A 13,433-nucleotide genomic window follows, 5' to 3' on the forward strand; every position below is an offset into this window, starting at 1 on the left:
ATTACTAAATATATTATTGATTTAAAATTTCTTTAGCGCATCCAGCATGCCCTGATAATCCTCAAAACAATCCGGATGACTTAACTGAAAGCCACTCTCCGACATACGTGCGGCAAGAATCCGTTTCCCTGAAACAGCTTCACTTTGTAATAACAGCCGCGGTAGATGCTGTTGCGTCTGAAACCACAGGATTATTTCATGCAGGGGAACAGGTTGATTATTCGTTGCAATATAGGATTTTTCAGGCTGTTGCAGCTGACTCAGATGAACCAGCAATCCCGCCAGATCATCCATATGAATCCGATTTGACCAGTGAATACCCGGGTAGCTTCGAGTGGTTTCCGCCAGTTTCAGCATACGGGCAACAGATATTCCATAAATTCCGGCAGGCCGTACAATCACAGTCTGTGCCGGATAGGCCTGCTGCCAGCGCTGTTCCATCTGCAACAGCAACTGTCCCTGCCAGTCATGCGGGACCAATGCGGTATCATCATCAATATATTCACCCTGCTGTTGTCCGTACACCCGTGTCGATGACACCAGAATAATCCTCTGAATCGGGTGAGGGCGCAGTGCATTGACCATCGGCGCAACCGAATCCACATAAGTCTGCTGATAAGCCTCCACTGTACTGTGTGATGGCGCCAGCAGAATATAGACCATATCGATCGGTTTGAACCGGCTCAGATCAGGCTGACGGACATCCTGAATCAGATGCTGTGCAAAATCATCACTTTTCCGACTGCGGCTAATTGTGGTAATCTGGTGGCCTGACTGAAATAATGCTTCAGCGACACGCCTGGATGTTTGACCATAACCCATAAATAAAATATGCATTGAATGTCCTGATTCGCGCTGATCCGAAAACCTGGTTGAGGGCAAATGGCTGCAATCCATCAATTGCAAGGCGTTGGCACTGCCTCTGCTGCTTTATTTGAAAAACTGAATATCTTTACAACAGATGACTTACTGTTTCATCTGCCACGGGATTATGAAGATCGTAGCACGATCATTCCCATGAACCAATTGGTGGTGGGCCGCAGCTATTTGCTTGAAGGTATTGTCAAGTCCATTGACCTGCCCCCTGGTAAACGCAAATCGATGGCAATTCTGCTACAGGATGATTACGGCAAGGTCACCCTGCGTTTTTATCATATATATAAAGCGCTGACAGATCGGGCAAAGGCCGGCAACCGCTTACGGATTTTTGGTGAGGTCCGTGTCGGTGCCCGGGGCCTTGAACTCTACCACCCTGAAATTCAGCTGATTACGGAACACACACCCTTACCGGCAAGCCAGTTAACCGCCATCTATCCGGCCACAGAGGGCCTCAGTCAGCCGAAACTGCGGGAATATATCAGACAGGCATTAAGTCAGTACAGTGACAATTTACCCGAACTACTCCCGGAAAAATTGACCAATGGCTATGCACTAAAGCAGGCACTGCAATATATTCATCATCCACCGATGGATGCCAATATGCTGCAGCTGTCACAGGGGTCGCACCCGGCCCAGCAACGACTGATTTTTGAAGAACTGGTCGCCCATCAGATCAGTCTACTGACCCGGCGGGCTTATATCCAGCGGATTGCTGCTCCTGCTTTTTCAGCCAGTCAGAAATTTGCAAAAGCCTTATTGGCCACACTGCCCTTCACTATGACCCAGGCACAAAAACGGGTGTCCAGAGAAATTGTTGATGACTTAAAACAGAATAAACCCATGCTACGGCTGATTCAGGGCGATGTCGGCGCCGGAAAAACCCTGGTAGCCGCCATTGCTGCCTGCCATGCGCTGGAAGAAGGCTGGCAGGTTGCCCTGATGGCGCCCACTGAAATTCTGGCAGAGCAACACTATTTAAATTTCAGGAAATGGTTTGAACCGCTCGGACTAACCGTCTGCTGGCTGTCCGGCAAACAAAAAGGCAAAGCCCGTGCAGCAGCTGAACAAAGCATCAGCGATGGCAGCGCACACCTGATCATTGGCACACATGCCCTGTTTCAGGAAAACGTCGAATTTTCCCGTCTCGGCCTGGTGATTATTGATGAACAGCATCGTTTTGGAGTGGACCAGCGGCTGGCACTGCGCAATAAAGGCGTTGACCACACCACACCGCATCAACTGGTGATGACTGCAACACCCATCCCACGTACGCTGGCCATGTCTGCCTACGGTGACCTGGACACTTCTGTCATTGATGAACTGCCCCCAGGCCGGACACCCATTCAGACGGTAACCATTCCACTGGAACGGCGTGAGGAAGTCTTAAACCGCATCACCAGCAACTGTGCCGAAGGCCGACAGGCATACTGGGTCTGTACCCTGGTGGAACAGTCAGAAACCCTGGATGCTCAGGCCGCTGAAGCCACTTTCCAGGAAATCAGACAACGTTTTCCTCATCTGAATATTGGGCTGGTGCATGGAAAGATGAAAGCAGATGAAAAACAGCGGGTAATGCAGCAGTTCAAAGACAATAACTTACAGCTGCTGATCGCCACCACGGTAATTGAGGTCGGCGTGGACGTACCGAATGCCTCAATTATGGTGATTGAAAATGCAGAACGACTGGGACTGTCCCAGCTGCATCAGTTACGTGGTCGTGTCGGTCGGGGTGCAACCGCCAGTTTCTGCGCATTACTGTACAAGAGTCCACTTTCACAGCATGGCCAGGAACGCCTGCGTATTTTACGTGAAAGCAATGATGGCTTCGTTATTGCAGAAAAGGATCTGGAAATCCGCGGTCCCGGCGAATTGCTGGGCACCCGGCAAACCGGCGATATGGGGTTCAGAGTGGCAAAACTTGAACGGGATGAGCATTTGCTCAGTCAGGCGCATTATGTGGCTCAGCAGGTATTACAGCATCACCCTGAAAATGCTGAAGCGCTGCTGAAACGATGGTTGCCTGAAGCACCACGCTATGCCTATGTTTAAAAGGCCTGTGCTTAAAAGCGATTGCACTGCTGCCCTGACTGTGCAAAATTAACAGGGACCGACATAATCCCATCTCTTTAAAATCAGCATAAAAACCATGTTCCAGTTGATCCATCAAATGCTCCACAAAGGTATTCAGCGAATCAGCCCCTGCCAGCTGTGCGGACTGGATCAGCAGCAATCACATTCGCTCTGCACAGACTGCTGGACGCAATTACCGTGGTTAGGACAACAGGTGGAGCGTCATCAACAACAGATTCTGACCGCACACCACTATACGTTTCCAGTCGATCGTATCATTCAGAAATATAAATATGAGCAGCAATTGCAGTATCAGACCTTACTCGCGCACAGTCTGCTGGCCTTAAAACTGCCCAGGGTTCAGGCCATTGTCCCCATGCCCATTTCAACCGAACGACTGGCGGAACGCGGCTATAACCAGATGCTGATCATTGCCCGGCTCCTTTCCAGACAATTACAGGTTCCGGTGTGGCAACCGGTGATCCGGTTGGCACAGCATTCGCAGAAAGGACTGACCCGGCTGGAACGCCTGGAAAATATGGAACGGCAATTTCAGATAATTCGGACACAGCGCCGCAAATACCGACGGGTTTTAATGATTGATGATGTCGTCACCACCGGCAGCTCCTTGCATGCCTTAAGCCAGGCGCTCGAAAAACTCGGCTGCCAGCAGATTTATGCGGCCTGCATTGCAGCTGCGGAATAAAAACTGCTGCACAGAACCGCACACAGCAGTTCAAATAAACGTTTATAGCCAGATATATTTTTTGAGCTACAATAGTAAACCCTTATTAGATTGCCTGCTATCATGCCAAAAATATATTCAGAAGATTTGCACCTGAAAGTCAGGAATATTGTCAGTCAGCAGAATATTCCCATCTGTGAGGCTCTGGAGATCGGTTTTAAGGAAATGTAGTCCTTAATCCACATGTGGCTATATCGTCAATCAGTTTTTTAAAAGCGTCATAATTTTTTATATCTTCCAAGACTTCAATACGACCAAAACATACTTTCTTCGGATTACGATAATCAATCACTTGAATTTCTTTTATTTTTAGGGGGGATTACCTGTGACATGAGTAAAATGTACCAGAATGTCAGCAGAAGTTTTTTAATTTTCACACACATCCAGGTTTATCTAAACTTCGGCTGAATATTATTTTCTTTAATAATTTTCACAATTGAATATAAAACTGAACGTCGTACATGATCATTGTTATATGAACCTTGATGGTCAAATCCAGTCATTTTAAATGTCTGCTTTACACCTGCCTGGTTCAAAGGTGCACGACCTGATTGCCAGGGTACTGTACCGTCACCTGTTGAATCCTGATCTGAGATTTTAAACGTTCCAAATTTCCCATTTGTCAATTTAATATATCGCAACCCATTATTCTCTTTTACATTAGCCTTAATATAAGACGATGCACCTGGTCCCATATATGCTGTATCTTTATAAACCTGATGATTATAAGCATCTATTTCTTTCTTGCTCACTCGAGGCAACGTTTTGATTTGCTGTGGCGTTAACCCTTTTAAAGACTTGTCTAAAGTCCAGGTTAAACTCCCAAAACCGATCAACTTCGCATCATCGCCATAATTCACATAGGCATGCGGGTGGTATTGGTTAGCGATCTGGTCGTGAAAGGTTTGTACAGCATTGATTTTTAGAAAATATACACTTTTGACGGACTTTTTAGGATTATCTCTTTTTACCATATTAGCAGGATCAATCAGTTCTTCTTTGACCATTTCCCACCAGACTTTGTCGGCCTTATAAATTTGTTCATAAGGATCAACCTCGCCGCGAACATTCTTAGTCGGGAGTTTTATCTGCATTAATTGATTACGCTCATTCCTGCCTTGCAAGGTTAACCACGGTTGGCCTTGATTGTAATTTCTACTGGGTAAAAGTTCTAATCCACCCGGTGCATTGGCAAGTACAGCGGTAGTATGTTCGGCATCTTTCCCCAATACCAACCCTGTTGCGTATGCTTTAGCACCTGCACCTTCTACAGAACCTGCGACAAATCTGCGATACACCGCAGGCGCACCTTCAGCAGGCATAACACCATGCACCACACCTGCAATATCACTACTTCGAAGTTGAACTAAGCGACGACCGAGTAAGCCCCCCATCGAATGCGTGACCACAATAAATTTATGAAATCTTGTACCATACTCTTTTTTAATTTTATCGAGTTTTTCTGCAACTATCGCCGCACCAATTTCACTGGACTGTAACCAATTATACCCCAGGGCATAAACAGGAAAATGGAAGGCTTTTAAATGCTCGATATCTTTCTGTATGATGTTAATAAAGGGTAGCTGTTGAGGGTGCCATGTCTGAATTTCCTGATTATTCAGAAGACTGAGCCAGTTATCGGTATATTCAGTTGCTTTGTTGTAGTATTCTAATTGTCTTGCATATACCATTCTCTCAGCTCGCATATCCATTGAATCGCCAGAAACTTTATTCATTTCAGGTGGAGATGGTTTGCTTAAAGCAATATTGTTTAAATGCAATTGTAAAAAAGTCAAAATGCCGCCATAGCTTGCCCAATGCACTGTCCCCCAATAGCGCTCTCGCAAGGTTTTTTCAGTCAGTTTTAAACGTGGATCAACCTTAATTGTCCCACTGGTGTCTAAACGGGTTTTTTCAGGGTCTAATTCCTCTTGTAAAACTGCAGGGGATTTTTGCATACGATCCCATACAGTACTTAATGGCAATGCACTATTTCCGATTCTCCAGACTGGGTTCCCTGCTAAATCACAAATATTTGAACCCATAATGCCTGGGATAAAAATAATCGGAATAGTGTCATTTAACGGCACCTCAACCATTGTACCCATCTTGTTTGCGGTCGGACTGGTTGCAGATTGCGATTTTACGACGGCTTGTGCCATATTATTTGTCCTTTTTATTATTTGGTGAAACCTGAATACTATTTAGAATAAAGTCATTCAACTGTAAAAAATTTTTTTGACTGATACTTGAATTTAAAGGTTCATCAGGATCCGTCATTACAGCACTGACTAAAGTGTAATAAATATATGGGTCATTTTCGTTGTCTAAAGAACCTAAATATTGCCATGCACCCAATTCTGAACCACGTTCAAAATGACCACGTCGATGTGCATGATTTAAAACCTCTTGACCCGCTAAACCATGAATGGTTTTTTCGTGTTCTCTCAGATTTTTCATATTGAGATGCAATTTCAACATTTCAGGCAATTCCTGTTGATTTTTCCGCATTAGATCAATTAGTGGAATATCTGAGGTCAATCGAACCCTATGCTCTATATTTGCACGTACACCCGGATAAGCTGGAAATTTAAAATACAAATGCCCCCCCATAAATGGTAGGTTTTTGCTCATATCATCAGCGATAAAAAACTCTTTCCAGCAGAGACCTGCCTGCTCTTCACCTTTGGTTGATCTTATTTTTATGCTTTTTAAGGTATGCTGCATATCTGCTAATGATTCATTTAGCAAATCATTATCAGCGCCACTTTTTAAAACCAGTAATTTACCAGGTCTTATAAAAAGATAACCATATATTTCATACGCTTCAGTAGTATATTTATCTTGTCTATACACAATAATATGGCTGATTGAACGTCCAACTTGTTGTACAGGTCCTTGTGTTTCACTTTTAAGTAAAACGCCTTCGGTTTTGTGAGGTTCAGTTTTTAGATATTGAATCTTATCATTAATGAGTTTCTGGTAGGCTTCATAAGTTTTGATGCTCCCATCAATTGAAATATTACTCCCATTGTAGTTAAAGTTACTATATTCAACCTGTGTTTCTTTGGGTACGGTCATTTCTATACGACCAAAACATACTTTCTTCGGATTACTATAATCAATCATTTGAATTCCTTCTTTCTGTTTCTCAACATTTGAACAGGCACTGAAAGACATTGTTGTTAATAGGCTGAGGATAACTATTCTTAATTGGACCATGTTAATTACACTTTTAAATAAGATTAAATTTAAGATTATTTCTGTATTTTATTTTCCTTCTTATTATTTGGTGAAACCTGGATACTATTTAGAATAAAGTCATTCAACCGTAAAAAATTTTTTTGACTGACATTTGAGTTCAAAGGTTCATCAGGATCCGTCATTACAGCACTGACTAAAGTGTAATAAATATATGGGTCATTTTTGTTGTCTAAAGAACCTAAATATTGCCATGCACCGAGTTCTGAACCACGTTCAAAATGACCACGTTGAGAAACATGACTCAGCACTTCTTCACCTGCTAGACCATGAATGGTTTTTTCATGTTCTCTCAGGTTTTTCATATCGAGGTGTAATTTTAACATTACAGGCAATTCCTGTTGATTTTTCCGCATTAGATCAATTAATGGAATATCTGATGTCAATCGAATCCGATGATCTATATTTGCACGTACACCCGGGTAACCTGGAAAGTCTAAATACAAATTGCCACCCATAAATGGTAGGTTTTTGCTCATATCATCAGCGATAAAAAACTCTTTCCAGCAGAGACCAGCCTGCTCTTCACCTTTGGTTGATCTTATTTTTATGCTTTTTAGGGTATGCTGCATATCTGCTATTGATTCATTTAACAAGTCATTACTTGCCCCACTTTTTAAAATAAGAAATTTATTGGGGCGGAGATATAAATAAGCATAAATTTCATAAAGTGATGTAACGTATTTTCCATCTCTAAAAACAATAATATGGCTAATCATACGACTAGTTGGATCTACAGGACCCTGTATTTCCTGCTTTAATAAAACCCCTTCAGTTTCATGAGGTTCATGCTTTAAATACTGAATTTTATCTGCAATCAGTTTTTTAAAAGCGTCATAATTTTTTATATCTTCCACAACTTCAATATTACTGCCGTTGTAGTTAAAGTTACTATATTCCACTTCTGTTTCTTTCGGTACAGTCACTTCAATACGACCAAAACATACTTTCTTCGGATTATGATAATCAATCATTTGAATTCCTTCTTTCTGTTTCTCAACATTTGAACAGGCACTGAAAGACATTATTGTAAATAAACAAAGAATTATACTCTTAAATAATTTCATATATTACATCCCATAATTCTTCCTTATTCAGGCGGAAATACTTCAATATTCAGTACGGCCATTACGTCTTTTGTACAAACATCCGTTTTACCATCCTCACCGGAAACCCCTTCAAAAACCTGCCCATCTTCCGCCGTGATTTTGTATTTAAGATTTTTTACAGGTGCTCCATCTGGATAGTACAAAATAAAATGTTCGTCATAGCTGGATTTCAACTCAGGCATTGCTGGAAGCTGACTGGAAAGTGATGCGCCATCACTGATTTTTACCTGGCCTGCTTTAAGTTCCATCAGACCCGGACAGCCAATTTCAATATTTCCATCTTCGATTTTGATATATCCACCACCACCTGATGTAATGAGAATACCTTTTCCACTTTCCACTCTTACAAGGTCATTGAGTGAATACACATGCATTTGTTGTTTAGAAGATAATGTCATTTTTCCTTTTTGTGCTGTGACGTCCACATCACCTTCACCGGATTTATAGCCACATGCAAATTAAGGGCTACATTTCTTTAAATCCGATATCCAGAGCCTCACAGATGGAAATATTCTGTTGACTTACAATATTCCTGACTTTCCTTTTCAGTACAGACCATGCCTGTTCAATCGGATTCAAATCAGGGCTATATGCCGGAAGGTAGGCGATCCGTACATTATACGTTTCAGCAAGCTGTTCTATTTCCCGGCCTTTATGAATGGATGCATTGTCCAGGATCAAAAGATACCCTGACCCGGGTAAATTCCGAAATAAATAATCAAGCCACCCTGTAAATAAATGTCTGTCACATGAACCCTGAAAAACCAGCGGTGATAGAAAACTGCAGGGAGCACTCGACCTTACCGCACTGATCATACTCATTCTTTTTCCATGACCGCCTGACTTTAAATCCTGACAGCATTTCCCCTTAAATGACCAGCCATATTCTGCCGTGTCAGTTGTATTGATTCCTGATTCATCGATATACAGAATATTTTCCCTGCCATATTCCTGTTCCCACTGAGGAAGAATCCACTGAAATACGGTTCTGCTTATTTTGCAGGCCTGTCTGTAGAGGAAACTCTTTTTTTATGCGTCCATCCCAGTTTATGAAGCGTTGCCAATATGACATCATAGGAAACTGCATATCCGAACTGGTTTTTAAAGAGTGGAACCAGGTCTTTTGCCTGTGAGAACTTTGTATTTTCAACAAATACTTTGAAAGCAGGCAGATCCTTAATGGTTGAAGGTCTGCCCACATTGACAAGTTTAGGCTGAGCCAGCTGTCCTGTCTGCTGTTCAAGCAGAATCCAGTCATCCAATGTTGTGCGGGCGATATTGAACGTCGTGCAGGTATTCGATTTATGACCACTCTTTCGGTAGAATTCCATGACTTTCCGGCGTAAATCTTCTGAATATATCTTTGGCATATGGATAAGCAATTTAAAGGGGTTTGTCTATTGTAGCTCAAAAAGTGCATCTTGCTATAATCCTGATCCCTGCATGTTTTGCAAAAATACTGATTTTATCCAGTGCCTTTGCAATCCAGCTTTTACCCGTAAAGAACTGAAGATTTTTCGGTGTACTGACATCAATATTTTGTTTTGCTTCGAGCAGCATGTTCTCTTTACTGTTGAACACCATGGCCGATTCACTATGTAAAGCGACCAAAGCATCTGAACCTTCATTCCACTGTGCAACCTTTTCCAGAAGAGAGTTTTGTGATTCCAGGTCAGGTTCATCAACTTCATGAGCTGACGCAAGTTCTTTAAAATATTGATTACTTTCGTTATGAAACTTTAGATTTTCATGAATACTGGATCTGCTTAATTGCTCGCCTTGCGCTTGCTCTGATGATTCTGAAGATAAAAGAATTCCCTTTGACGCACGGATCGCCCCCCACCGGTCCGTCCGCAGTTCAAATCCTTCACCACGACCCTCACTTTCAGCTTTGTCTTTCGGATGACTTAAATGGCCTAAATTCAGCTGGGTTGCAGCATGACTGCTGTGTAACTGGGCACTGATTTGCCCTGTCGTATCATCAAAACGCAGCTGGTTATAACCTTCGCCGCCAACTTCTTTAGAACGAATGCCACTGAGCTTTTTTGTGTCCGGCAGCTGGCCCAGTCCGTCAAAGCGGGTCGGGGAGCGATGGCCTTCATTCAGACGTCCGGCCACGTAGGGACGGTCCACGTTGCCGTCAAAGAACTGGATCACCACGATTTCATCAACCCGCGGCAGAAAGCGTGCTCCGTAGCCATCCCCGGCCCACGGGGTCAGGACATCCACCCAGGCGGAGTCGCTGTCATTGTCCCTGGTTCCGGCACCGCCGTCATGGGCATGGTCGTCTTCACGGGTGAACAGGAAGCGGACTTTGATGCGGCCCCACCGGTCAGTGTGCAGTTCCTCGCTTTTCGGACCCACCACCCGGGCCCGCTGCGGATGCGCCACCGGCTGCTGCCGGGCGTCGTAGTCTCCGGCACCATCGGGATCTGCCGCCGGATCAGGCTCAGCCGGCTGCGCTGGTGCCGGTTGCTGTTGTTGTGAGTATGCCGTTCCCGGTCTGTCAGTAAGGCATTGAGTTGTTGCTGCAGTGCTTTGGGCAGGTTGTTCTCGTGCCAGTGGCTTTTTGCCGTGATCAGCAGTTCCCGCTCAGACCGCTCATGCCGCTGCAGTTCCGGGTGGTGTTCCAGTTCAAACCAGTAGCCCACCCGGGCATCGCGTACGCTGCCCTCTGCCGTGAACTGTTTTGCCCGCAGTTCGTGCAGCCGGCTGAGGTGCAGGTTCAGCCGTTCCGGCTGGCTGTTGCCGGCGCGGGTGGCGCCGTCGTCTCCGTTGAGGTCCGCGGTCCACGCCGGGCTGTCCTGCCGGGCATCCTCCAGGCCCAGCCGGGCCACGCTGTGCTGGGCCGAGTGCTGATGCAGGCTGGGCACTGAACCGCTGCCGTCCTGCCGGTACAGGCCTTCCGCCTGCCAGCGCTGGATGTGGACTGCGGTCGGCTGCAGGCTGCGCTGTGCGCTGAAGCTGTCGATGCTGTCCCGGGCTTCGGTGGCATCGCTGCGGTGGTAGCGGATGCTGCCCCGTGCCAGTGCGCGGTAGTGCCGGTTGTCGTCAATCAGCCGCAGCAGCTGCGGCTGGATCGGGCTGGTCACGTCTGCCGGGACCGGCTCGCTTTCGTCAATTAAGCTGTTGATGGATTCGGAAATCAGCAGGCGCTGGATGAATGCCGCATCGCTTTCCATGCTCTGCATGATGAAGGGCCGGATGTCGTAATCCTCCCTCAGGCCCCGGGTGTCCAGCTGCAGTGATGCGGCAAACAGCGGACTGCGCTGCTGCCATTCCCGGAACAGGATCTCCACCACCTGCGGTACGCTTTTGTTCATGAACACCCGGCTGTTGCGGCGTTTTTCCCACAGTGCCGTGGCATCCTGCAGCTGCAGCCGGTAGATGCTCAGCGCGCCATCCGACTGGCCGGCTTCCGCCCCGGTGATGATGCCGCTGATGCGGTGCAGTTGCCCCAGGTCGGTCACCGTGTCCACGGCCACCCGGCAGCCGATCAGCTGTTTCAGTTCGATATGGGCATTGATGGACAGGCACAGCAGTTCGGCCTTCAGTCCGGCATTGAGGGCGTGTCCGGCGTCGATGCGCTGCAGGAACAGCTGCAGGTTCAGGCCCGGGTCTGAAAACTGGATGTGCAGGCTGCGGTTGCGGGCACTCAGCCCGAGCCGGTCCATTTCGGCGTGGATGTGTTGTAATATGAAATTCATTAGCAGAAATTAATTGTTATTCAATGCATTGTCTGCATTATAGAAACAGAATTGCCGGTTTATCCATCAACATTTTAATTTTAATGGTAATAATTCTTTACAGACATTTTGTTACAAAAAGTCATATTCAAACCAGTGTATTTATTTTAATGAGTATTTTATCAGTTTCTCTTTTTCAGACTGGATTTTATACGCTGTTTTTTCGGACAGGTGGTCTGGAATATAAATCAAAAAATGAGTAAAAGAAATTGTATATTTCAGGTGCTGCACCATAACAATATAGTCAAACCACCTAATTACTCATACATGTGACTTGATTCAAATCATTGGCTATCAATTCGTTTTTTGTACTTTTGAATAGACTTCTTGCGTAAATCATATTTTAATCATCCAGTTGATAAGCCCTGCAATTATAGCTGGATACATTTTTTGAACTACAATAGGTAAACCCTTTTGGATTGCCTGCTATCATGCCAAAGATATATTCAGAAGATTTACACAGGAAAGTCATGAACTCCTACAAAAAGAGTAAGCATAAATCAAATACCTGTACGACGTTCAATATCGCCCGTACCACACTGGATGACTGGATCCTGCCTGCACAGCAGACCGGACAGCTGGCTCAGCCTAAACTTGCGATGCATGCAACAGATTCTGCTTACACCACGGAATCACCACTTCCGTGGTCAAAGGGGCAAGTAAGGTCTGATCATCATCCAGTCCCATCCATTTCATTTCTGCAATTTCAGCATTCATATATGGCGCCTGATGCAAATCAACCCAATAAACATAGCTGATCAGCTGATGATCCGCTTCATTGGCTGCCCTGGTTTCAAAACGGCCAATAAACTGCCGGATGGTTGCCTGGCTGCCGGTTTCCTCCTGAATTTCCCGCAGCATGGCTACTTCAGCCAATTCCCCGGCTTCAAGCTTACCTCCCACCTGCATGAAATAGGCCGTATTGCGTTTTCTGACCAGCAGTAACTGATTCCGTTCATTCAAAATGATGGCTGCTGCAACGGTAATGCTGTTCATGAGTCAAGCTGAACCAATGCTTCCTGATCCCTGCTGCTCCACTTGGGTTCCGGTGCTGCATAGGATTCAAATAATGCCAGCACGGTGGCAATGGAATTCGAATGAATCAGCGTTTCAGTAAAACGTGTCCGGGAAAAACCTTTTTCCGCAGTGAGCTGAATAAACTGGATCAGATCATCATAAAAGCCTTCCACATTTAAAAATGCACAGGGTTTTAAATGTATGCCCAGCTGCGCCCAGGTCCATTGCTCAAAAATCTCTTCAATCGTACCGGCACCGCCAGGCAGGGCAATGAATCCATCTGAAAGTTCCGACATCATGCTTTTACGCTCATGCATATTCGTCACAATATGCAGTTCTGTCAGCTCAGGATGTGCCAGTTCCCGATCCACCAGTCCCTGTGGAATCACACCAATGACCCGACCACCGGCTTCCAGTGCACTGTCTGCGACAACGCCCATCAGACCTGAACGCCCACCACCATACACCAGGGTTTTGCCCTGACTGGCAATGGTTTCACCCGTCAGACGTGCTGTTTTTTCAAAAACCGGATCCGTTCCTAAGGCTGAGCCGCAAAAAATAGCAATAGATTTCATATATCTTTAACCCTGTTGTACTTTTGTCATG

The 13,433-nt window shown here is 45.2% G+C and carries 10 protein-coding genes and 2 pseudogenes; 2 read left to right on the plus strand and 10 right to left on the minus strand.

The window, feature by feature from the left end; all coding sequences use genetic code 11:
* Window positions 1-21 precede the first annotated feature (21 nt).
* Window positions 22-837 carry an NAD-dependent epimerase/dehydratase family protein gene (locus ACT6PV_RS13140; protein WP_445116743.1) on the minus strand — a complete coding sequence of 272 codons (816 nt, stop codon included), beginning with the start codon at window positions 835-837 and terminating at the stop codon, window positions 22-24.
* Window positions 838-882: 45 nt separating this feature from the next.
* Between ACT6PV_RS13140 and recG the strand changes: the two genes are divergently transcribed.
* Together recG and ACT6PV_RS13150 are read left to right on the plus strand one after the other, a co-directional pair.
* A complete protein-coding gene (gene recG / locus ACT6PV_RS13145) occupies window positions 883-2,928 on the plus strand; it encodes an ATP-dependent DNA helicase RecG (RefSeq protein WP_445116744.1) in 2,046 nt (681 codons plus the stop codon).
* A 97-nt stretch (window positions 2,929-3,025) separates the two neighbouring features.
* The gene (locus tag ACT6PV_RS13150) at window positions 3,026-3,655 is read left to right on the plus strand and encodes a ComF family protein (protein ID WP_445116745.1); all 630 of its coding nucleotides are present in this window, start codon (window positions 3,026-3,028) and stop codon (window positions 3,653-3,655) included.
* 428 nt (window positions 3,656-4,083) lie between these two features.
* On the opposite strand, the gene ACT6PV_RS13155 is transcribed toward ACT6PV_RS13150, so the two are convergent.
* The 9 genes and pseudogenes from ACT6PV_RS13155 to ACT6PV_RS13195 form a co-directional block, all read right to left on the minus strand.
* Window positions 4,084-5,856 (minus strand): lipase family alpha/beta hydrolase, encoded by a 1,773-nt coding sequence (locus tag ACT6PV_RS13155; protein ID WP_445116746.1) that lies wholly within the window; start codon window positions 5,854-5,856, stop codon window positions 4,084-4,086.
* Window position 5,857: 1 nt separating this feature from the next.
* Window positions 5,858-6,916 (minus strand): T6SS immunity protein Tli4 family protein, encoded by a 1,059-nt coding sequence (locus ACT6PV_RS13160; protein WP_445116747.1) that lies wholly within the window; start codon window positions 6,914-6,916, stop codon window positions 5,858-5,860.
* 35 nt (window positions 6,917-6,951) lie between these two features.
* Complete coding sequence (locus ACT6PV_RS13165) at window positions 6,952-8,022, minus strand: T6SS immunity protein Tli4 family protein (protein ID WP_445116748.1); 1,071 nt, start codon at window positions 8,020-8,022, stop codon at window positions 6,952-6,954.
* A gap of 23 nt (window positions 8,023-8,045) precedes the next feature.
* A pseudogene (locus ACT6PV_RS13170) lies at window positions 8,046-8,507 on the minus strand (DUF2345 domain-containing protein); the annotation flags it as partial.
* A gap of 22 nt (window positions 8,508-8,529) precedes the next feature.
* Window positions 8,530-9,060, minus strand: a complete 531-nt coding sequence (locus ACT6PV_RS13175; RefSeq protein ID WP_445117120.1) for an IS630 family transposase — start codon at window positions 9,058-9,060, stop codon at window positions 8,530-8,532.
* A complete protein-coding gene (locus ACT6PV_RS13180; protein ID WP_445114631.1) occupies window positions 9,057-9,434 on the minus strand; it encodes a helix-turn-helix domain-containing protein in 378 nt (125 codons plus the stop codon). The genes ACT6PV_RS13175 and ACT6PV_RS13180 overlap by 4 nt, the downstream gene beginning before the upstream one ends.
* 58 nt (window positions 9,435-9,492) lie before the next feature.
* Window positions 9,493-11,762, minus strand: a pseudogene (locus tag ACT6PV_RS13185) (type VI secretion system Vgr family protein); the annotation flags it as partial.
* A gap of 636 nt (window positions 11,763-12,398) precedes the next feature.
* Window positions 12,399-12,806, minus strand: a complete 408-nt coding sequence (locus ACT6PV_RS13190) for an NUDIX hydrolase (protein ID WP_445116749.1) — start codon at window positions 12,804-12,806, stop codon at window positions 12,399-12,401.
* The gene (locus ACT6PV_RS13195; RefSeq protein ID WP_445116750.1) at window positions 12,803-13,402 is read right to left on the minus strand and encodes an LOG family protein; all 600 of its coding nucleotides are present in this window, start codon (window positions 13,400-13,402) and stop codon (window positions 12,803-12,805) included. Before ACT6PV_RS13195 ends, ACT6PV_RS13190 begins: the two co-directional genes overlap by 4 nt.
* Between the last annotated feature and the right edge of the window lie 31 nt (window positions 13,403-13,433).

It is taken from the genome of Acinetobacter sp. WZC-1 (assembly GCF_052544965.1).